This window comes from Halomonas beimenensis (assembly GCF_002549795.1).
Lineage (GTDB): Bacteria > Pseudomonadota > Gammaproteobacteria > Pseudomonadales > Halomonadaceae > Halomonas > Halomonas beimenensis.
Genome location: NZ_CP021435.1, coordinates 1,871,404 through 1,891,387, shown reverse-complemented (window position 1 = coordinate 1,891,387; position 19,984 = coordinate 1,871,404). Strand labels below are relative to the sequence as shown.

Annotated in this window: 23 protein-coding genes; 16 read left to right on the top strand and 7 right to left on the bottom strand. The window is 70.2% G+C overall.

All coding sequences use genetic code 11. The annotated features are described in order from the left end of the window. Window positions 1-101: 101 nt before the first annotated feature. The 3 genes from BEI_RS08980 to pdxH all read left to right on the top strand — a co-directional run bounded on the left by BEI_RS08980 (window position 102) and on the right by pdxH (window position 1,882). Window positions 102-800, top strand: a complete 699-nt coding sequence (locus tag BEI_RS08980) for an AzlC family ABC transporter permease (RefSeq protein ID WP_097789197.1) — start codon at window positions 102-104, stop codon at window positions 798-800. Beyond that, a complete protein-coding gene (locus BEI_RS08975) occupies window positions 797-1,144 on the top strand; it encodes a branched-chain amino acid transporter permease (protein ID WP_097789196.1) in 348 nt (115 codons plus the stop codon). Before BEI_RS08980 ends, BEI_RS08975 begins: the two co-directional genes overlap by 4 nt. A gap of 96 nt (window positions 1,145-1,240) precedes the next feature. After that, a complete protein-coding gene (pdxH, locus tag BEI_RS08970) occupies window positions 1,241-1,882 on the top strand; it encodes a pyridoxamine 5'-phosphate oxidase (protein WP_097789195.1) in 642 nt (213 codons plus the stop codon). A gap of 90 nt (window positions 1,883-1,972) precedes the next feature. Here pdxH and BEI_RS08965 read toward each other — a convergent pair whose 3' ends face one another. Then, a complete protein-coding gene (locus BEI_RS08965; protein WP_097789194.1) occupies window positions 1,973-4,720 on the bottom strand; it encodes a bifunctional acetate--CoA ligase family protein/GNAT family N-acetyltransferase in 2,748 nt (915 codons plus the stop codon). A 107-nt stretch (window positions 4,721-4,827) separates the two neighbouring features. On the opposite strand from BEI_RS08965, the gene BEI_RS08960 reads away from it, so the two are divergent. Both BEI_RS08960 and BEI_RS08955 read left to right on the top strand, forming a co-directional pair. After that, window positions 4,828-5,760 (top strand): histone deacetylase family protein, encoded by a 933-nt coding sequence (locus tag BEI_RS08960; RefSeq protein WP_097789193.1) that lies wholly within the window; start codon window positions 4,828-4,830, stop codon window positions 5,758-5,760. A 158-nt stretch (window positions 5,761-5,918) separates the two neighbouring features. After that, window positions 5,919-6,551 (top strand): helix-turn-helix domain-containing protein, encoded by a 633-nt coding sequence (locus BEI_RS08955; protein ID WP_097789192.1) that lies wholly within the window; start codon window positions 5,919-5,921, stop codon window positions 6,549-6,551. A gap of 9 nt (window positions 6,552-6,560) precedes the next feature. Here the strand turns inward: BEI_RS08955 and BEI_RS08950 are convergent, their stop codons facing one another. Beyond that, the gene (locus BEI_RS08950) at window positions 6,561-7,418 is read right to left on the bottom strand and encodes a formate dehydrogenase accessory sulfurtransferase FdhD (RefSeq protein ID WP_097789191.1); all 858 of its coding nucleotides are present in this window, start codon (window positions 7,416-7,418) and stop codon (window positions 6,561-6,563) included. Between the two features lie 91 nt (window positions 7,419-7,509). Here BEI_RS08950 and BEI_RS08945 point away from each other — a divergent pair, with 91 nt between their 5' ends. From BEI_RS08945 to BEI_RS08895, 11 genes are all read left to right on the top strand, one after another. Then, window positions 7,510-7,938: a DUF3305 domain-containing protein gene (locus BEI_RS08945; RefSeq protein ID WP_097789190.1), complete on the top strand. Its 429-nt coding sequence runs from the start codon at window positions 7,510-7,512 to the stop codon at window positions 7,936-7,938. Further along, window positions 7,935-8,510 (top strand): DUF3306 domain-containing protein, encoded by a 576-nt coding sequence (locus BEI_RS08940; RefSeq protein WP_097789189.1) that lies wholly within the window; start codon window positions 7,935-7,937, stop codon window positions 8,508-8,510. Before BEI_RS08945 ends, BEI_RS08940 begins: the two co-directional genes overlap by 4 nt. 43 nt (window positions 8,511-8,553) lie before the next feature. Next, on the top strand, window positions 8,554-10,272 hold the full coding sequence (locus BEI_RS08935; RefSeq protein WP_097789188.1) for a 4Fe-4S dicluster domain-containing protein: 1,719 nt from the start codon (window positions 8,554-8,556) through the stop codon (window positions 10,270-10,272). A 2-nt stretch (window positions 10,273-10,274) separates the two neighbouring features. Further along, window positions 10,275-10,904 (top strand): TorD/DmsD family molecular chaperone, encoded by a 630-nt coding sequence (locus BEI_RS08930; RefSeq protein ID WP_097789187.1) that lies wholly within the window; start codon window positions 10,275-10,277, stop codon window positions 10,902-10,904. Window positions 10,905-10,918: 14 nt separating this feature from the next. Beyond that, entirely contained in the window at window positions 10,919-11,125 is a 207-nt protein-coding gene (locus BEI_RS08925) for a twin-arginine translocation signal domain-containing protein (RefSeq protein WP_097789186.1), read from the top strand. Window positions 11,126-11,152: 27 nt separating this feature from the next. Then, the gene (locus BEI_RS08920) at window positions 11,153-14,008 is read left to right on the top strand and encodes a molybdopterin-dependent oxidoreductase (RefSeq protein WP_097789185.1); all 2,856 of its coding nucleotides are present in this window, start codon (window positions 11,153-11,155) and stop codon (window positions 14,006-14,008) included. A gap of 19 nt (window positions 14,009-14,027) precedes the next feature. Continuing rightward, entirely contained in the window at window positions 14,028-14,642 is a 615-nt protein-coding gene (gene fdh3B / locus BEI_RS08915; RefSeq protein ID WP_097789184.1) for a formate dehydrogenase FDH3 subunit beta, read from the top strand. Window positions 14,643-14,653: 11 nt separating this feature from the next. Beyond that, a complete protein-coding gene (locus BEI_RS08910; RefSeq protein WP_097789183.1) occupies window positions 14,654-15,718 on the top strand; it encodes a formate dehydrogenase subunit gamma in 1,065 nt (354 codons plus the stop codon). Window positions 15,719-15,819: 101 nt separating this feature from the next. Further along, window positions 15,820-16,137 carry a DUF1244 domain-containing protein gene (locus tag BEI_RS08905; RefSeq protein ID WP_097789182.1) on the top strand — a complete coding sequence of 106 codons (318 nt, stop codon included), beginning with the start codon at window positions 15,820-15,822 and terminating at the stop codon, window positions 16,135-16,137. Window position 16,138: 1 nt separating this feature from the next. Further along, window positions 16,139-16,660 carry a molybdenum cofactor biosynthesis protein B gene (gene moaB, locus BEI_RS08900; protein ID WP_097789181.1) on the top strand — a complete coding sequence of 174 codons (522 nt, stop codon included), beginning with the start codon at window positions 16,139-16,141 and terminating at the stop codon, window positions 16,658-16,660. An 86-nt stretch (window positions 16,661-16,746) separates the two neighbouring features. Beyond that, window positions 16,747-17,961, top strand: a complete 1,215-nt coding sequence (locus BEI_RS08895) for a molybdopterin molybdotransferase MoeA (protein WP_097789180.1) — start codon at window positions 16,747-16,749, stop codon at window positions 17,959-17,961. Here BEI_RS08895 and BEI_RS08890 read toward each other — a convergent pair. The 5 genes from BEI_RS08890 to tusD are packed head-to-tail and all read right to left on the bottom strand — an operon-like array spanning window position 17,948 to window position 19,982. After that, a complete protein-coding gene (locus BEI_RS08890) occupies window positions 17,948-18,532 on the bottom strand; it encodes an acyl carrier protein phosphodiesterase (protein ID WP_097789179.1) in 585 nt (194 codons plus the stop codon). The two genes, BEI_RS08895 and BEI_RS08890, sit on opposite strands and share 14 nt — an antisense overlap. A 1-nt stretch (window position 18,533) precedes the next feature. Then, the gene (locus tag BEI_RS08885) at window positions 18,534-18,887 is read right to left on the bottom strand and encodes a TusE/DsrC/DsvC family sulfur relay protein (RefSeq protein WP_097789178.1); all 354 of its coding nucleotides are present in this window, start codon (window positions 18,885-18,887) and stop codon (window positions 18,534-18,536) included. 3 nt (window positions 18,888-18,890) lie between these two features. After that, entirely contained in the window at window positions 18,891-19,181 is a 291-nt protein-coding gene (gene tusB, locus BEI_RS08880; protein ID WP_097789177.1) for a sulfurtransferase complex subunit TusB, read from the bottom strand. Between the two features lie 17 nt (window positions 19,182-19,198). Further along, window positions 19,199-19,579: a sulfurtransferase complex subunit TusC gene (tusC, locus tag BEI_RS08875; protein ID WP_097789176.1), complete on the bottom strand. Its 381-nt coding sequence runs from the start codon at window positions 19,577-19,579 to the stop codon at window positions 19,199-19,201. A gap of 10 nt (window positions 19,580-19,589) precedes the next feature. Beyond that, window positions 19,590-19,982, bottom strand: coding sequence for a sulfurtransferase complex subunit TusD (tusD, locus tag BEI_RS08870; protein ID WP_097789175.1), 393 nt, complete (start codon window positions 19,980-19,982; stop codon window positions 19,590-19,592). Window positions 19,983-19,984: the final 2 nt, after the last annotated feature.

Genomic DNA, 19,984 nt, shown 5'->3' with positions numbered 1-19,984 from the left:
TCGGGGGATTCCACCGCAGGAGGCGGGACAACCACGCTGACATTTCCTTATACTCGGGGGCTGCTGGTGATTTCGCCCATCGGATCACAAGGAGGTTGCCGATGAACAGCCGCCGGGCCTGGCACGAGGCCCTGGTCGCGACCCTGCCGGTGATGTTCGGCTACCTGCCCCTGGGCGCCGCCTTCGGCATCCTGGCGGGCGAGGTCGGGGTCCCGGTCTGGGGGGCGGCGCTGATGTCGCTGACGATCTATGCCGGCGCCGGCCAGTTCCTGGCGCTGGCCGGGGTGGGCGCCGGGGCCGGCCTGACCGAGGTCGCCGTGGCGACCCTGATGCTCAATTCCCGCCACCTCTTCTATGGGCTCTCGCTGCTGGGCCGCTTCGAGGGGGCCGGCTGGCGCAAGCCCTACCTGATCTTCGCCCTCACCGACGAGACCTATTCGCTGCTCACCAGCCAGCCCCGACACACCGCGGATCCCGCCCAGGCCTTCCGCATCAGCCTGCTCAACCAGGGCTGGTGGGTGCTGGGGTCCCTGGCCGGGGCGCTGGCCGGGGCGGCCCTGACGTTCGACAGCCGGGGCATCGAGTTCGTCCTGACCGCGCTGTTCATCGTGCTCACCCTGGAACAGGCTCGCCGCCTGCGTCGCGGCCTGCCCTTCGGCATCGCCCTGATCTGCGGCCTGGGCGCCCTGCTCCTTCTGCCCGAGCGCCACCTGCTGCTGGGGGCCATCGGCTCGGCAAGCCTGATCCTGCTCGCCCATTACCGCTGGTCCACCACCCCCCGGACGGAGACCTCGGCATGACCCTCACTGCGCTGCTGACCTTCATCGCGGTCTGCGCCCTGGCGACCTTCGCCGCCCGGGTGCTGCCCTTCGTGGCCCTGGCGCGCCAGGCCGAGCATCCCCTGATCCTCCACCTGGGCCGCTACCTGCCGCCCGCGGTGATGCTGATCCTGGTGATCTATGCCCTCCGCGACTTCCGCCCGCTGATCGAGGGCCGGCTGAACGCCGGTCCCCAGGGCTGGCCCCTGGTCATCGCCTCGGCCCTGGTGGTGGGACTGCACCTCTGGCGGCGCCATGCCCTGGTCTCGATCCTCGGCGGCACCGCGACCTACATGGCGATGATCCAGCTCGGCTGGATGCCGTAAGCTTAGGGAAGCGCCCTTTCCCCTGGACGACCCGACACGCCGGTTGAGCTCACATCGACAACCGACGACCATGACAGACCATTCGAGGAGAACGCCATGACACGCAACATCGCCGACATCCGTCGCGACTACGAGGGCGGGCGCCTGGAGGAATCCCGCTTGCCCGACCGGCCCATGCCCCTGTTCGACGACTGGCTGGCCCTGGCGCTGGACAGCGAAGGGGAGGACGGCAACACCATGACCCTGGCCACCGTGGACAGCCAGGGGCTGCCCCATGCCCGCGTGGTGCTGCTCAAGGGCAGCGACGAGCGGGGCCTGATCTTCTACAGCAACTACCACAGCCACAAGGGCAGCGAGCTGGCCAATGTGCCTCAGGCCGCCCTGGTCTTCTGGTGGCCCTCGCTCTCCCGCCAGGTACGCGTCGAGGGCACGGTGGAACAGGTCAGCGCCGCGGAGTCCGACGCCTACTTCGCCAGCCGGCCACGTGCCAGTCAGCTGGGCGCCTGGGTGGCCACCCAGAGCGTGGTGATCCCCGACCGCAACTGGCTGGAAGAGCGAGAGGCCCGGTTCGAGCAGGCCTACGAGGGCCAGGAGATTCCCCGCCCCATCCACTGGGGCGGCTATCGGGTCGTCCCGGAGATGGTCGAGTTCTGGCAGGGCCAGCCGAGCCGACTCCATGACCGGATCCGCTACGAGCGGCGCGACGACCACTGGCAGCGCTTTCGCCTGGCCCCCTGAGGCCCGCTCGCCGATCGATGGCGCGAGCCAAGGGCGTCTTGTCGCCGCCGGCGGCCGGACGCCCGAGCGCCGTCGGGAATCGGGGAGCGGTCAGTCCGCCAGGCTCTCCAGGCGGTGCCGCTGCCACTCGCTCTCCGGCTCGTTGAGCCGGAGCACCGCATCGACCACCTGCTCCTCCATGTTGAAGCGCTGGGTGAACCCCAGATGCTTCATCAGCGCCCGCATCGGGTGGTTGTCCACCATGATCTTGCCGATCATCTCCAGGGTGCCCACGCTCTTGCAGTAGCGGATCATCTTGTTCATCAGCAGGCTGCCGATCCCCAGCCCCTGGAGGTCGTCTCGGACGATGATCGAGAACTCGGTGCGGATGTTGTCCGGGTCGTTCCATACCCGTACCACGCCGAGCATCTCCTTGCGCCCGTCCTCGAGCGGATGCTCGGCGATGAAGGCCATCTGGCGGTCGTAGTTGATGTGGGAGAGCAGGGCCAGGTCGCGCTGGGTCAGATCCGCCTTGTGATGGAAGTAGCGAAAGCGGATGCTCTCCTCGGACAAGCGCTCGTGGAAGCCGGTGAGCAAGGGCGCGTCCTCGGCGCGGATCGGCCGGACCTCCACCTCCCAGCCATTCTTGAGGGTCACCCACTCCCGCAGCTCCTCCGGGTAGGGCATGATCGCGAAGCGCGCCGGCGTCCCCAGGTCCAGGGCGAAGTCCACGGCCAGCATCCCGTCACGGTTGAGCAGCAGCGGGTTGAGTTCCAGCCCCCGCAAGGCGGTGAGATCGGTGGCCATCTGCGAGAGCGTCACCAGCAGCTCGCCGATGCGGGCCAGGTCGCGTTCCGGGTCTCGCGAGTGCTCGCGGATCAGGCGGGCGGCATGGGTCCGGTCCACGAGGTCCGCCGCCAGCCTCATGTTCAGCGGCGGCAGGGCCACCTGGCGATCGGCGAGGATGTTGACCTTGTAGCCGCCGATACCGAAGACGATCACCGGGCCGAACACCGGATCCCGGGTGATGCCGGCACACAGCTGCATGGAATGCTTGCCACGCTGCATGGGCTGCAGGCAGTACTCGCGCACGGTGAACTCGGGGAACTTCTCGGCCACCTTGTCGCCGAGGCGGATGACGCCCTCGGCGACCTGCTCGGGCCCATCGAGGTCCTGGAGCAAGCCCGAGGACAGCTTGTGCGGATGCTGGCGATAGCGGAAAGGCCGGCAGTTGCCGTCGTGGACCACCTTCAGCGCCAGCGGCGCGCGCCATTCCCGGGCGGCCTCGGCCGCCGCCTCGGGGCTGGTCACGTAGCGGCTCGGCGCCACCGGGATGCCGTAGGCCTCGAGGACCCGGGCCGCCTCGGAATGGAGCAGGCACTCGCGGCCCTCCCCCCGGACCTCCTCGATCAGGGCGCGACAGGCCGCGCGACTCTCCCGGGTCGTGGCGAAGGGCAGGCTCGGCGGAGTCTCCTGGAGCAAGGCCTGGACCCGCTGGTAGTCGACCATGTGCATGAAGGCCTTGACCGCCTTCTCCGGCGAGATATAGGTGGGGATACCCGCCTCGTTGCAGGCGTGTCGGGCCGAGAGGGCCTCCTCGAGGCCCATCCAGCTGGTCAGCAGGTTGCGGCGGAAGCGCTTGCGGGCCGCGATCAGGGCCTCGGCGGTGTCCCGGGAGGGCGCCAGCCGGGTCGGGGCATGGACCACCAGCACCGCATCCACGCCGGGATCGGCGGCGACCAGCTCCAGGGTCTCGACGAAGCGTTCGGGGGTGGCATTGCCCCCCAGGTCGACAGGGTTCTCGCCGGGCTTGCTGACGTCCACCTCGTCGCGACGCAACGCCTCCCGGGTGGGCTCGGAGAACTCGGCCAGCCGGCCGCCGGCACTGATCAGCTTGTCGATCGCCAGCATCGCGGGCCCCAGGCCGTTGGACACCACCGCCAGGCGATCGCGCTTCAGCGGCCTCATCCGCGACAGCGTTTCCAGGGCATCGAACAGCTCGTCGGAATCGTCGACCCGCACCACCCCGGCCCGGGCGAAGGCCGCGTCGAAGACCTGGTCGCGGTTGGCGATGCCCGGCGTGGGCGGCAGCCCCGAGATGTCCGAGGCGGCGGTCCGTCCGCTCTTGATGGCCAGCACCAGCCGGTTGCGGGACGCCTCGCGCAGGGCGGTCATGAAATGCTGGGCATCCAGGATGCGTTCCAGGTGCAGCAGCAACGCCTGGGTCGGCGCATACTGGTTGATGTAGTCGATCAGGTCGGGCAGCAGCACGTCCACGCTGTCCCCCAGGGTCACCAGGTGGGAGAAGCCGATGCCGCGCCCCGCGGCCCAGTCGATCATGGCATTGCCCAGCATGCCCGACTGGCCGAGGTACGCCACCCGCCCCTTCTTCACCGGCTGGCTGGCGTAGGAGGCGTTCAGCCGGCGTCCCGGCACGATCAGCCCCATGCATTCCGGCCCCAGCACCCGCATCCCGGACTCCCGCGCCGCCGCCAGCATGCGGGTGCGGATCGACCCGTGAGCCTCCCCCTCGTCGTCGAGATGGGCCCCGCCGGACAGCACCAGGGCGGCCCGCACGCCGAAGCGGCCGAGTTGCTCGATCAATCGGGGGACCCTGGCCACGGGGGTGCAGATCACCGCCAGGTCCGGCACCTCGGGCAGGCGAGACACCCGGGACACGCAGGGCACGTCATGGACGCGCTCGTAGCCCTTGGGATTCACCGCCCAGATGGCGCCGGGGAAGCCGCCTTCGCGCAGGTTGCGGATCACCAGCCCCCCCATGGAATGCGGCTTTTCCGAGGCGCCGACCACGGCGATGGTGCGCGGCTCGAAGAAGTGATGCAGGAAGCGGGTGCTCATCGGGCGACTCCGTGGCTGTGTCGACAGCCCCCTGTGTACGACTTATTGACACTGTCCTGCAAGGACTCGTCGACCTTAGGGTGAGACAACGCCTTTCGGAGAGCCCCATGATCACGGCCTACCTGACCCACCCCGACTGCCAACGCCACCATATGGGGCCGGAGCATCCGGAGAGCCCGTTGCGGCTCGACGCCATCCGTACCCGACTGATGCTCACCGGCATCCTCCAGCAGACGATGCAGGCCGACGCCCCCCTGGCCACCGATGACCAGCTGGCCCGGGTGCATCCCCGGCGTCACCTGCAGGCCCTGGAGAAATGCCTCCCCGATCACGGCATCGTGCCCCTCGACGGCGACACCCTGATGAACCCGGACAGCCTGCTGGCGGCCCGCCATGCCGCCGGGGCCGTGGTGCGCGGCGTCGACCAGGTGTTCCGCCACCAGGCCGACAACGTCTTCTGTGCGGTACGCCCTCCCGGACACCACGCCGAGGCCACCGATGCCATGGGCTTCTGCTTCTTCAACAACGTGGCGGTCGGCGCGGCCCATGCCAAGGCCCGGTACGGTGCGCGACGCATCGCCATCCTCGACTTCGACGTCCACCAGTGCAACGGCACCATCGACATCTTCAAGGACGATCCCGAGGTGCTGGTGTGCACCAGCTTCCAGTATCCGTTCTACCCCTGGCGCTACCTGCGTACCGAATCCCGCAACGTCGTCAACACCCCGCTGGCCGCGGGCACCGACGGCCCCGGCTTCCGACGCGCCATCGAGGACGACTGGCTGCCCGCCCTGCACGCCTTCAAGCCGGAGCTGGTACTGGTCTCGGCGGGCTTCGATGCCCACCGGGAGGACCCCCTGGCCGAGCTCTGCCTGGAGGACGCCGACTTCCACTGGGTGACCCACCTGGCCATGGAGATCGCCGCCCTCTATGCCGACAACCGCCTGGTCTCGGTGCTGGAGGGCGGCTATGACCCGGATGCCCTCGGCCGGGGCGTGGAGGCTCACGTCAAGGCGCTGCTGGGCCTGCCTTTCGACTGACCGAGCCGTCAGGGTTTCGCGGTAGCGGGAAACGCCGCCGGGACGGGGATGACGCGCCCGGGATGTCGCAGCCAGCCTGTTTCCGGTCGCCGCCGGGCCCGAAGGCGGTCGCGGTTGTGGTAGTCTGGGGGAAACCCCGTTTCCGATAGTGAACCCGCATGACCGCCACCAACGACCAGGAGGCCGCGCTGCGCATCGCCTCCGGCCGCAAGCCCTTCGTCGAACCCCTGCGCCTCGGCGAGCGCCTCAAGGAGATTCGCCTGGCCAACCAGTGGACTCTGGGCGACGTCAGCGAACGAACCGGCCTGGCCCGCTCCACCCTGTCGAAGATCGAGAACGACCAGATCTCGCCGACCTTCAGCGCCGTGCAGAAGCTGATCAGCGGGCTGGACATCGACCTGCCCCAGCTGCTCTCCCAGCCCCGCACCAAGTCCCGCACCATGGGGCGCCGGGACCTGACGCGACGCGGCGAGGGACAGCAGCATCCCACGCCCACCTACGAGCACGAGCTGCTCAGCTGCGAGCTGGCCCAGAAACGCATGATCCCCTTCAAGACCATCGTGCGGGCACGCCGCTTCGAGGAGTTCAGCGAATGGGTGCGCCACGACGGCGAGGAGTTTCTGATGGTGCTGGAAGGCGAGATCCAGCTGTTCTCGGAATTCTACGAGCCGCTGCACCTGGCCAAGGGGGACAGCATCTACTTCGACAGCGACATGGGCCACGCCCTGGTCTCGGTGAGCGAGGACGATGCGGTGGTGCTGTCGGTCTGCACTCCCCGGGATGGTCAGTAGCGGCGACGCTCACGGCTTGCCCGTGCGCGGACGGTCGCCGGGGCGGCGCGCGGGCATCGCATCGAGCTCGAGGCGCCCCTCGCCGCCGCTGGCCTGGAAGTGACGGCCCTTGGCCCGCGCCACCAGCAGCACGCCGAAACGCTCGGCGAGCTCGACCCCCTTCTGGGTCACGCCGGAGCGTGACACCAGCACGCCGATGCCCATCTGGGCCACCTTGAGCACCATCTCCGAGGTCAACCGGCCGGTGGTGTAGAAGATGTCCGGCGCCATCGGCGCCTCCCCGCGCCCCAGCCACTGGCGCCCCGCCAGGGTATCCACGGCATTGTGCCGCCCCACGTCCTCGACGAAATCCAGCACCGTGGCCTGGCGACACAGGGCGCAGCCGTGCACCGCGCCCGCGCTGCGATAGGTCTCGTTGTAGGCGCCGAGGTTCTCCAGCAGCGCGTAGAGTACCGACTGACGCAGCCGGGTACGGGGCAGCGGCGACAGGGAGGTGGCCTCCAGCAGGCGCCCGAAGACGGTGCCCTGCCCGCAGCCGGTGGTCACCGTGCGCTGGCCGAGCCGCTCCTCCAGGTCTTCGGGCAGGTGGCGAGTCACCACCGCGGCGGCCTCCACCTCCCAGTCCACCTGCACCGCCTGGAGATCCTCGAGGCGGCCGAGCAGGCCCTGATTGCGCAGGTAACCCACCACCAGGGCCTCGGGATCCGCCCCCAGGGTCATCAGGGTGACGATCTCGCGCTTGTTGAGATACACCGTCAGGGCACGTTCCGCGGCGATCGCCTGGGGACGCCGCTCGCCGAATTCGTCGACGACGGTGATCTCGAGGGTGGCCGGCAGCCGGGCGCGGCTCAGGCTGATGTCGTGCATGCGGGCGGACTCCAGCGATTGCGTTGATGCCGATGATGGCATTCCCCGTCCGCCGTGTCTTTACTGAGGATAAACCCTCAGGAGTCACGGCATGACCTCCGGCACGACCCGACGACTCAGCGTCTCCCTGCAGGCCGACCACGTCACCAGCAAGGGCTTCGCCGCGACCCGCTGGCGGGTCGCCGACCTCCGGTCCGGTGATGGCGGGCCCCACCCCCTGGACCTGCAGCTTACCCTGACCGAGCGCGCCGCCTACCGCTTCAACCTGACCTCGGACGCCCCGCGGCTGTTCGTCAACGCCGGCGACGCCGACGGGGAACCATGCCCGGCGTCCATCACCGCCAGCCAGGAGGTCGCCGCGGCCTGGCTGGACGGCGAGCAGCGCGTGCTGGAGGTCGCCATGCCCCTGGCGATCCAGGCCTGGCTCGAGGCCTACCTGGCCCGCCATGGCGAGGCCCCCGACGAGGGGCGCAAGAAGAAGCGCAAGGGCGCCGGCCGCGCCCGGGAGCACACCCCATGAGCCATTGGCAACGTTGGTCCCGGCGCAAGCGGGGCATCGCCGGCGAAGAGGTCGACAACACGGCGCCCCCCGCGCAGGGAGAGGGCCTGGCAGCCGAGGACATCACCGCACCCGACGCCGTCGCCGCCCCGGAGGCAGCGGCCGAGGCGCACCTGCCCGACCCCGACAGCCTGCCGCCGGGCAGCGATATCACCGCCTTCATGGCCCCGGGCATCAGCGCCGGCCTGCGCCGCCGCGCCCTGAAACGCCTCTTCGCCGCCGACCATTACGCCATTCGCGATGGCCTCGACGACTACGACCAGGATTTCCGCCGGACCCTGGCCCCGCTGGCGGGCCAGGCCGCGGAGCGCCTGCGGCGCTGGCTCGACGAGCCTGGCGAGGGGACGGTGGGCGAACCTCCCGAGCTCGCCGATGACGCCCTCCCCTCTCCCGGCGACGCCTCCCGGGACGTGGTATCCGCCGAGAGCGAAAGCCCCGCCGACGAGGAGGACACGCCATCGCCAGGTCCCGGTGCCGCCCCATTAGACCAAGGACCATTGGCGCGGAATGAAAATGGCACCAAGACTTCATGAATGAGAATTACATAATAATAACGGACTTCGACCGTGAGGCTGCATGAACCAGCGAATCGACCTGCTGCCGGTGGACGAGGCGGACGAGCCCCGTAATCGCCAGGCACGGGACCATGCCCGTCGCCAGCTCTCCTGGCCCGTCAACCTGGCCCCGGAGACCCTGAGCTATGTCAGTGACGGGCATGCCCTGCTGATCGGCAACGAGCGCGATGTCCGGCGCGCCGCCAGGGCCCTCGCCGACAAGGGGCTGGGCTCGCTGAGCCTGCTGGTCACCGAGCCCGTTAGCGCCAGCGCGAACGGCGAGGACGAGGCCCTGCTGACCGCCACTCGGCATCTCCGCCAGCACTCCCTGAGCCGGGAACAGCGCCGCCATCTTCGCCTGTCGGGCTACCTGGGGTGCTTCACCGCGTCCCTGGCTCCCCCCCAGGGGTCCCTGGACCTGGCGAAGGCGCTGGCCGACCGCCCGCATTTCGACCTGGTCATCGACCTGGGCGAGACGCCCTGCCTGGGCCTGGAGCTTCCCCCCCCCGGCTACCTCGCCTTCCACTGGGAGGACCCGGACCGCGACGCACGCCTCGGCGAAGCGGCGGCCCTGGTCGGCGAGTTCGACAAGCCCCGCTACGTCCAGGTCGACAGCCAGCGCTGTGCCCATGCCGCCAACGGCCAGCCCGGCTGCACGCGCTGCCTCGAGGTGTGCCCCGCCGATGCCATCGCCAGTCGCCAGGGGCGCATTACGGCCTGGATCGAGATCGACTCCTACCGCTGCCACGGCGTGGGCAGCTGCGCCAGCGCCTGCCCCACCGGCGCCATCAGCTACCGCCAGCCCAGCGCCTCGCGCCAGCTGGATACCCTGCTCGGCTGGCTGGCGGCCTACCTGGCGGCCGGCGGCCGCACGCCGGTCGTGCGCTTCGTCGAGGCCGGCGCGTCGGCCGAGGAGGACACCGCCGCCGGCCACGTGATCGACGTCCCCCTCGAGGAGCTCGGTGCCGCCGGCCACGACCAGTGGCTCGCCGCCCTGGCCGGTGGCGCCGCCGAGGTGCGCGTTCAGTTCCGCGCCGACATGCCCCAGCGACTGGCCGCCTTTCTCGACGACCAACTGGCGCTGGGCCGGGCCCTGCTCGTGGCCCTCGGCCATGCCCCCGAGCGCCTGCGGCGCCTGGCACCCGGCGACGACGCCGGCCGCGACGCCTTGCCCGCCCTGCCGCCGCTGACCACCTCGCCGCTCGCCCCGCCGGGTGGCGACAAGCGAGGCCGCCTCGACCAGGTGCTCGACCGCCTCGCCGAGCTCGGCACGCCGGATGGCCGGCGCCATGCCCTGCCGGCGGGGGCGCCCTATGGCGCGGTCGCGGTCCGCGAGGCGGCCTGCACCCTGTGCATGGCCTGCGTGGCAACCTGCCCCACCCCGGCCCTGGGCGCCGGCCAGGATGCGCCGCGCCTCGACTTCCGCGAGGCCGACTGTGTGCAGTGCGGCCTGTGCGAGGCGGCCTGTCCGGAGGATGCCATCCGGCTGGTGCCGGGACTGATGGCCGCCCCGGCCCGCGGCGAGCGTCGCGTGCTGCACGAGGAGGCGGCCTTCGCCTGTATCCATTGCGGCAAGGCTTTCGCCAGTGCCGGCACCGTTGCCGCCATCAAGGCCAAGCTGGCCGATCATCCCCACTTTGCCGGCGACGCCGCCCGGCGGCTGGAGATGTGCGAGGACTGCCGCGTTCGCGATGCCTGGCGAGCCCTGGCCCGCGATCCCGAGGCGCAATCGAGGGTATGAGCATGCTCCAGACACCGACACCGGCCGAGCCCCGCGACGAGACGCGAGCCCTGCGCGCCGATATCTACCGCTTGCTGGGCCGCCTGCTGCGGGAGCCCCCCGATGGCAAGATGCTCGCCTGGCTGGCGAGCCTCGAGCCCGAAGGTGGCGGCGAGCTGGCCAGGGCCTGGCAGGCCCTGGCCAGGGCCGCCGGCGAGGCCTCGCCGGCACCCCTGGCGCGCGCGCATTTCCGCCACCTGGTCGGGGTCATCGAGGGCGACATCACCCCCTATGCGTCCTGGTACCGCAATGGCGCCCTGATGGACGACGCCCTGGTCGCCCTGCGCCGCGACCTGCGGTGCCTGGGCATCGCCCGCGCCGACCACAGCCGCGACCCCGAGGACCACCTGGCGGCGGAACTGGAGGTCATGGCCTTGCTGGTGGAGGCCGGCCCCCAGGACGCGGCCAGTTTCTACCGGCATCACCTGGCCCCCTGGGCGGATGCCTGCCTGGCGGACCTGGCCGCCGTCGACACCCCCTTCTATGCCCGGCTCGGTGCGCTCGGCCGAGCCTTTCTCGCCGAGGAGTCGCGTCGCCTGGCGCCGACCGACGGCGAAACCCCCGTGCGCTTCGTCACCCCGCCTGCGCCCTGAACGAGGAGATGCCGATGTCCACCGAACGCAATCCCCAGCGCCGCCGCTTTCTCAAGACTCTCGGTCTCGGCACCGTGGCGGCGGGGACGGCCGCCGGCCTCGGCCAGGTGCCCCTGGTGCAGGCCGAGCCCACGCCGCAGGACGCTCCACGGCGAGACACCCCGCGGGGCTACCGCGAGACCGCCCATGTCCGCGCCTACTACGCCACCCTGCGCGACTGAGTCCGCGCCCGCCAGGAGACCGATACCATGCGACTGACGCGAAGCTCCTCCACTCCCAGGGCCGGCGGCCTCGGCATCTCCCGCCGCCAGTTCCTCAAGCGCAGCGGCGCCACCACCGGCGGGCTGGCCGCCGCAGGCTTCATGGGCACGCCGATGATGCGCCGGGTGGACGCCGCGGAGAAGACGCCCTACTCCGACGCCCCCATCGAGACCAAGCGCACCGTCTGTTCGCACTGCTCGGTGGGTTGCGGGGTCTATGCGGAGGTGCAGGAGGGCGTGTGGACCGGCCAGGAGCCGGCCTTCGACCATCCCATCAATCGCGGGGCGCACTGCGCCAAGGGCGCGTCCCTGCGCCAGCACGGCCACTCCACCCGTCGGCTGAAGTACCCGATGAAGCTGGTCGACGGCGAGTGGCAGCGGCTGAGCTGGGACCAGGCCATCGAGGAGATCGGCAACCGGGTCCTCGAGCTCACCGAGCAGCACGGCCCGGACAGCGTCTACTGGTTGGGCTCGGCCAAGTTCAACAACGAGCAGGCCTACCTGCTGCGCAAGTTCGCCGCCCTGGCGGGCACCAACAACACCGACCACCAGGCACGCATCTGCCACTCCACCACGGTGGCCGGGGTGGCCAATACCTGGGGCTACGGGGCGATGACCAACTCGCTCAACGACATCCAGCACAGTCGGGCGATCATGTTCATCGGCTCCAACCCCTGCGAGGCCCACCCCGTGGCCCTGCAGCACATCCTGCTGGCCAAGGAGCGCAACCAGGCCGAGATCATCGTCGTCGACCCCCGCTTTACCCGCACCGCCGCCAAGGCCGATCACTACGTGCGGCTGCGTCCGGGCAGCGACGTGGCCTTCATCTGGGGGCTCTTGTGGCACATCTTCGAGAACGGCTGGGAGGATCGCGACTACATCGCCCAGCGGGTCTACGGCATGGACGACGTGCGCAGCGAGGTGGCGGCCTTCCCGCCGGAGGTGGTGGAGAACATCACCGGCGTGCCCGAGGCGACCATGCGCGACACGGCCCGTCGGCTGGCCGAGAACCGCCCCGGCTGCATCGTCTGGTGCATGGGCGGCACCCAGCACACCACCGGCAACAACAACACCCGGGCCTACTGCATCCTGGAGCTCGCCCTCGGCAACATCGGCGTCTCCGGCGGCGGCGCCAATATCTTCCGCGGGCATGACAATGTCCAGGGCGCCACCGACCTGGGCCTGATGTCGCACTCCCTGCCCGGCTACTACGGGCTCTCCGAGGGCGCCTGGCGGCACTGGGCTCGGGTCTGGGACCTCGACTACGACTGGCTCGTCGGCCGCTTCGACCCCGCCGAATACGCGGACGGCAAGCCGATGAACGCCAGCGGGATCACCGTCTCCCGATGGGTCGACGGCGTCCTCGAGGAGGAGGAGGCCATCGCCCAGCGCACCCGCCTCAAGGCGATGTTCTACTGGGGACACGCGGTCAACTCCCAGACCCGCGGTCCCGAGATGCGCCGGGCGATGCAGCAGCTGGAGATGATGGTCGTCGTCGACCCCTATCCCACCGTGGCCGCGGTCATGCACGATCGCAGCGACGGCGTCTACCTGCTGCCCGCCTGCACCCAGTTCGAGACCACCGGCAGCGTCACGGCCACCAACCGCTCCCTGCAGTGGCGTGACCGGGTCATCGAGCCGCTGTTCGAGTCCAAGCCCGACCACGAGATCATGTACCTGCTGGCCCGCAAGCTGGGGTTCGCCGAGCAGCTGTTCAAGCACATCCGTGTCGAGGGCAACGAGCCGCTGATCGAGGACATCACCCGAGAATTCAACCGCGGCATGTGGACCGTGGGCTACACCGGCCAGAGCCCGGAACGCCTCAAGGCTCACCAGCAGAACTGGCATACCTTCAACTTCGAGACCCTGCAGGCCCAGGGCGGGCCCGCCGACGGCGACTACTACGGCCTGCCCTGGCCCTGCTGGGGCACCGCCGAGCTGGGCCACCCCGGCACCCCCATCCTCTACGACACCAGCAAGAAGGTGTCCGAAGGCGGCCTGACCTTCCGGGCCCGCTTCGGCATCGAGCGCGATGGCGTGTCCCTGCTCGCCGACGGTTCCTTCAGCCGCGGCTCGGAACTGGACGACGGCTACCCGGAATTCACCGCGGCCATGCTCAAGGACCTGGGTTGGTGGGGCGACCTCACGGCGCAGGAGCAGCAGGCCGCCGAGGGCCAGAACTGGAAGACCGACCTGTCCGGCGGCATCCAGCGGGTGGCCATCGCCCATGAGTGCGCGCCCTTCGGCAATGCCAAGGCCCGCTGCAATGTCTGGACCTTTCCGGACCCGATCCCCAAGCACCGCGAGCCGCTCTACACCAGCCGCCGCGATCTGGTGAACGACTATCCCACCTGGGACGACGTGGCCTCCCACTACCGCCTGCCCACCCTCTATCGGTCCATCCAGCAGAAGGACGTGACCGGCACCTACCCGATCATCCTCACCTCCGGGCGGCTGGTCGAGTATGAGGGCGGCGGCGAGGAGACACGCTCCATGTCCTGGCTCGCCGAGCTGCAACAGCAGATGTTCGTCGAGATCAATCCGGCACTCGCCAACGACCTCGGCGTCGCCGACGGCGAGATGGTCTGGGTCGAGGGCGCCGAAGGCGGCCGCGTGCGGGTGCAGGCCCTGGTCACTCCGCGGGTCGCCCGCGAGGTGGTCTTCATGCCCTTCCACTTCGGCGGCATGTTCCAGGGCGAGAACCTCCACGACCGCTACCCCGAGGGGTCGGCCCCCTATGTGCTGGGCGAGGCCGCGAACACGGCCACCACCTACGGCTACGACTCCGTGACCCAGATGCAGGAAACCAAGTGCACGCTCTGTCGCATCGAGAAGGCCGGCTGACGGCCCACGGGAGAACATCATGGCAACGATGAAGTTCATGTGTGACGCCGAGCGCTGCATCGAGTGCAATGGCTGCGTCACCGCCTGCAAGAACGCCAACGAGGTGGAATGGGGCATCCAGCGACGCCGCGTGGTGACCCTGGACGACGGCGAGCCCGGCGAAGTGTCCATCTCGGTGGCCTGCATGCACTGCGACGACGCCCCCTGCATCGCCGTCTGCCCCACCGAGACCCTCTACCAGCGCGACGACGGCATCGTGCTCCACGACAAGGACCTGTGTATCGGCTGTGGCTACTGCCTCTATGCTTGCCCCTTCGGCGCGCCGCAGTTTCCCCAGCAGAGCGCCTTCGGCGAGCGCGGCAAGATGGACAAGTGCACCTTCTGCGCGGGCGGCCCGGCCGACAGCAAGGAGGAGGAGTACGCCAAGTACGGCGCCAACCGCATCGACGAGGGCAAGCTGCCGCTGTGTGCCGAGATGTGCTCCACCAAGGCGCTGCTCGCCGGTGATGCCCAGGAGATCGCGGATATCTTCCGCCAGCGGGTGGTGCGGCGGGGACACGAGGATGGCGGCTGGTCCGGCAATCCCCGGGCCGCGGCCGATTCGCTGGCCCATGACGCCACCCGGCGGGGCTAAGGAGGCAGACCATGAGCATCGCGATGCGGGACCTCCGGTGGCTGGTGCTGCCAGCCCTGCTGCTGACCCTGTTGCTGGTCACCCTGGGCCAGCAGGCCCGGGCTCAGGACGCCACGACCGGCGAGGCGACCCCCGGGCAGGAGGCCGCCTTCGCCGTCCCCGCGGTGGATGCCGACACCTGGCGGCAGATCCGCAGCGGCGAGATCGACGCCAACTTCCGCGACAGCCGGGCGGACAGCACCTACAACCTGATCAATGCCAGTGGCGAGGGCTGGCGGCAGATCCGCGACCGCTGGGTCTCGCCCTTCGGCGCCATCGCCATCCTCGGCATGCTGGGCGTGATCCTGGTGTTCTATCTCGTCGTCGGCCGCCAGCGGCTCGACGAGCCCCGCACCGGGCGCAAGCTGCTGCGCTGGCCGGTGCTGGACCGCGCCCTGCACTGGAGCGTGGCCAGCCTGTTCATCCTGCTCGGCCTGACCGGCCTCATGCTGCTCTACGGCAAGGCCCTGCTGCGACCGGTGTTCGGTGACGGCGCCTGGGCCGGCCTGATGACCGGCACCAAGACCCTTCACAACTACCTGGGCCCACTGTTCGCCATCATGCTGCTGCTGGTACTGGCCCGCTTCCTGCGTCACAACCTGCCCAGGCGCCACGACCTGACGTGGCTCCGCCAGGGCGGAGGCATGGTCGGCAAGGGGCACCCGGATGCCGGCTTCGCCAATGCCGGCGAGAAGATCTGGTACTGGCTGCTGGCCAGCGTCGGCCTGGTGGTGGTCATCAGCGGCCTGGTGCTGGACTTCCCCAACTTCAACCAGGCCCGCGACACCATGCAGTGGGCGAACGTCATTCATGCCCTCGGTGCCCTGGGCCTGACGGCGGTGGCGCTGGGTCACATCTATATCGGCACCATCGGCACGGAGGGCGTGCTGGAGGGCATGACCCACGGCTATGTGGACGAGAGCTGGGCCAAGCAGCACCACAACCTCTGGTACGAGGAGGTCAGGGGCAGGACCGACGAGGCTCCCCCGGAAGAGACGAAGCACGATGCCCCCTCCGCCTCCCGCCCCCCCGGCTGATCGCCTCCACCATCCCCTCACGACACCGCCCACGGGCGGTGTCTTTTGATAAGCTGGGGAATCGCCCCCGAGGGGCCCGACACCAGCATGGAGCCAATGCGATGCAACACCTGGACGACAGCACCCGCACCGAACTCGAGGCCGCCGCCTTCCGGCGACTGCTGCGCCACCTGGACGAGCACAAGGAGGTGCAGAACATCGAGCTGATGATCCTCGCCGACTTCTGCCGCAACTGCCTGTCCAAGTGGCTGGTGGCCGCCGCCGAGGAGCGCGGCGAATCCCTGGACTACGAGGCCGCCCGGGAATACGTCTACGGCATGCCCTACGCCGAATGGAAGGCGAAGTACCAGGCCGAGGCCACCCCGGAACAGCAGGCCGCCTTCGAGGCCCGCCAGGCTGCCAAGCAGGGGCGGGGCTGAGATGAGCGAGCCGATGATTCCCTTGTCGGTGGCGGTACTCACCGTCTCCGACACCCGCACCGAGGAGACCGACCGCAGCGGCCAGGCCCTGGTGGAGCGACTCACCGCGGCGGGCCATCGCCTCGCCGAGAAGCGCATCGTCCCCGACGACGTCTACCGCATCCGTGCGGTGGTGGCGGCCTGGATCGCCGACCCGGCGATCCAGGTCGTGCTCACCACCGGTGGGACGGGCTTCACCGGTCGCGACTCCACCCCCGAGGCCGTGTCGGTGCTGCTCGACAAGCGCATCGAGGGCTTCGGCGAGCTGTTCCGCCAGCTGTCCTGGCACGAGGTGGGCAGCTCCACCGTGCAGAGCCGCTGCCTGGGCGGCCTGGCGAACGCCACCGTGGTGTTCTGCCTGCCCGGCTCTACCGGGGCCTGCCGCACCGGCTGGGACGGGATCCTGGCCGAGCAGCTCGACAGTCGGCACAAGCCGTGCAACTTCGCTAACCTGGTCATCCCCGAGCGGGGTCAGCATGGGTGAACGTTGCATGAAGGCAGCCGGCCGACTCAAGCCATGCCGCTCTCTGTCACTTCTCGCCAATCGGGTCATCCCCGAGCGAGGTGCCCATGGCTGAGCTTCAGCCCGTCGAGGCGGCACTCGCCGCCCTGCTCAAGGATGTCGAGGCCCTGCCCGGCGAGACCGTGCCGGCCGCGGAAGCCGGCGGCCGGGTACTGGCCGAGGACGTCACCGCCCGGCTCGACGTACCGCCGTTCGACAACAGCGCCATGGACGGCTATGCCCTCCATCACCGGGACGCCGGTCGCTGGTTGCCGGTGAGCCAGCGCATCGCGGCGGGCCGGCCGGCCGAGCCCCTCGCCCCGGGCAGCTGCGCGCGGATCTTCACCGGCGGCGAGCTGCCCGCCGGGGCCGACTGCGTGGTGATGCAGGAGCGGGTCGAGGTCGAGGGCGACCGGGCCTGGATCCCCGCGGACACCCCCGCCGGCGACAACCTGCGCCGACGCGGCCGCGACGTGACCGCGGGCGGCCGGCTGCTCAGCGCCGGCACGCGCCTCGATGCGGCGGCGCTGGGCCACCTCGCCGGCCAGGGCATCACCGAGGTGAAGGTCCGTCGCCACCCGCGCGTCGCCCTGCTCTCCACCGGCGACGAGATCGTCGAGCCCGGCCGTCCGCTGGGCCCCGGCCAGATCTACAATTCCAACCGGCCGATGCTGCGGACGCTACTGACCCGCTTCGGGGCCGAGGTGGTGCACCTCGCGACGGTACCGGACGACGCCGCGGGCACCCGTCGGGTCCTGAAGGAGGCCGCCGAGGACGCCGATGTGGTGGTATCCACCGGCGGCGTCAGCGTCGGCGAGGAGGATCACGTCAAGGCCGCCCTGGAGGCCCTCGGCCGGCTCGACCTGTGGCGGCTGGCCATCCGCCCCGGCAAGCCGCTGGCCCTGGGGCGCCTGTCCCGTCGTGCGGCGCCCGGTGGCGAGGCCCGCTTCGTCGGGCTGCCCGGCAACCCGGTCTCCGGCTTCGTCGGCGCCTGGCTGTTCCTGCGGCCGCTGATCGGGGCGATGCTCGCCTGTCCGGCCCTGTCGGCGCTGCCCAAGCTGGTGGCACGCGCCGACTTCGAGACCCGCACCGGGCCGCGGCAGCACTACATGCGGGTCGCCCTGGACTTCGCCGCCGAGGGCATAGTGGCCCGGGCCTTCAGGGACCAGAACTCGGGAGTGCTGTCGTCCTGCATCGGCGCCGACGGCCTGGCGGTCATCCCGCCGAACACCAGCATCGCCCCGGGCGCGGCCGTCGAGTGCCTGTGGCTCAGGGGCGATTGAGGTCGCGGCCCGGGGGGATCTCCAGGGCCGGGGCCACGTCGTCCCAGAGCCGGCAGAAGACCGCCTCCAGCCGGTCGTAGTCGCGCTCCAGCCAGGGCAGCAGCTCGGCCAGGCGATTCGGACCGGACAGCCGTCGACCGATGCCTTCCACGGCACGGCAGGTGAAGCGGAAGTCGGCATAGCCCCGCAGCCAGTCCTGGCGCACCAGCACCGGCATCATCGCCGCCAGGCGGGCGGGAGCCGGACGCTCCTCCAGCAGCCGGTAACAGCGCTGGACGAGGACATCCCGCTCCTGGCGCGGCAGCCGGATGGCCAGGAAGTGATCCCAGAGCACGTCGAGGGCGATGCCGGCATAGCGGCGCCGGCCATCCGGCGCCAGGGCTCGGGCCTGCCGCACCGCGGGGTGGGCATCGACGAAGGCATCGACCCGCCGGTGGTGGCGGATGCCCTCGGCGACCGCGACGTGCCAGCCGCCGAGATCCCCGCCCTTGACGCCGTCGGCGACGAGGTTGCCGTAGAGGAAGTCGTCGCTACCTCCCCGCGCCAGCCAGCCGTGGGCCAGGAAGTTCATGTCAGAGACAATTCGCGGGCTTGGGCAGGCCGGCCAGGCGGGCCGCCACCTTGGCCGGGCTGCCGGGGAAGAGGCGCATCAGATGAATCGAGCGCCCCTTGTCCGGGCCAAGGGCCCGGCCGACCGCCTTGACCAGCGGACGCATCGCCGGCGCCATCTCATAGCGGGCATAGAAGTCCCGCAACACCTCCAGCACCTCCCAATGTTCGGCCGTCAGCGTCACCCCTTCCTCCTCGGCCAGGGCCTCGGCCACGGCCGGGGACCACTGGTCGAGATCGACCAGATAGCCTTCCGGATCCAGCCCGATCCGGACCCCGGCCACGGTAAGATAACGGTATAATTCCGTGCTTGCCATCGTTCAGTACCAACTCAGCGTCTGCTCGGCTTCCTCGGTCAGCGTCACGAAGCCATCCACGTCCACCACCTGGACGGTCCCGTCGCAGCGGCCGATCAACCCCCTGGCGACGAGGTCCTCGCGCAAGGCGTAGAGCCGCCCCGGGATGGCCGCGTAATGATGGATGAGCGCCGGCAATGCCCCCTGGACGCCATCCTCGATCAACAGCAGCCGATCCTCCGGCCCCATGGCGCTCAGCGCCTGGGCGGGCACCTGGCTGCTGGCCGGCGAGCGGTTCAGGATATGCAGTTTCATGGGCGGCGGGCTCCAGGCTAGAAGGTCAGCACCAGCGGGTGAGTGGCGACGGCCCGGGCGAGGGCATCGGCGCTCAGGGGAACGGGATCGAGCATCAGGTCGGCGGGCGACAGGCCGAAGCGCGCCAGGGCCTGGGCCTCGACCCAGAGCGTCTCGATGTCGTACATCTCGAGCATCTCCAGCGTCGGGGCGGTGCCCTTCTGTCCCAGGGCCCCGGCCTGCTGGCCCTCGACCAGGGCCGTCACGCCCTCTCCCATGAACAACAGGTGGACTCGCTGCCCGAAGGCGGCCCCCACCAGGGCGGCGTCCAGGCCTTCCCGCAGCCAGCTCGAACCATGGGGAGAATGGCGCAGGATCACCAGCAGGTCGCCGGCTGTCGGGGCGGTTACGTCGTGCATCGCGTCCTCCTCAGGGCCCGAAGGTGACCAGCCGGTCGCAGCGCTGGCCCAGATCGATCAGCTGGCCGACGCCGGTCAGCTCGAAGGGCGCTTCGACACTGTGCCCCGCCTTGCCGTGTCGGGCGGCCTCGCGCTCATCGAGCAGGCCGCGGCGCAGGGCCGCGGCGATGCAGACCTGCAGGGCCACCCCATGCTCGGCATGCAGCGTCGCCCAGCCATCCACCAGGTGGGGCTCGTCCTGCGGCGGTGCGGCCAGGCGAGCGGCATTGTAGACGCCGTCATGATAGAAGAACACCGCCTCCAGCCGGTGCCCCCGCGCCAGCAGCGCCCGCGCGAAGCGCAACGCCGAGTGGCTGGCCTGATCGCTGTAGGGCGCCCCCAGCAGCAGTATCCCGTATCGCATGA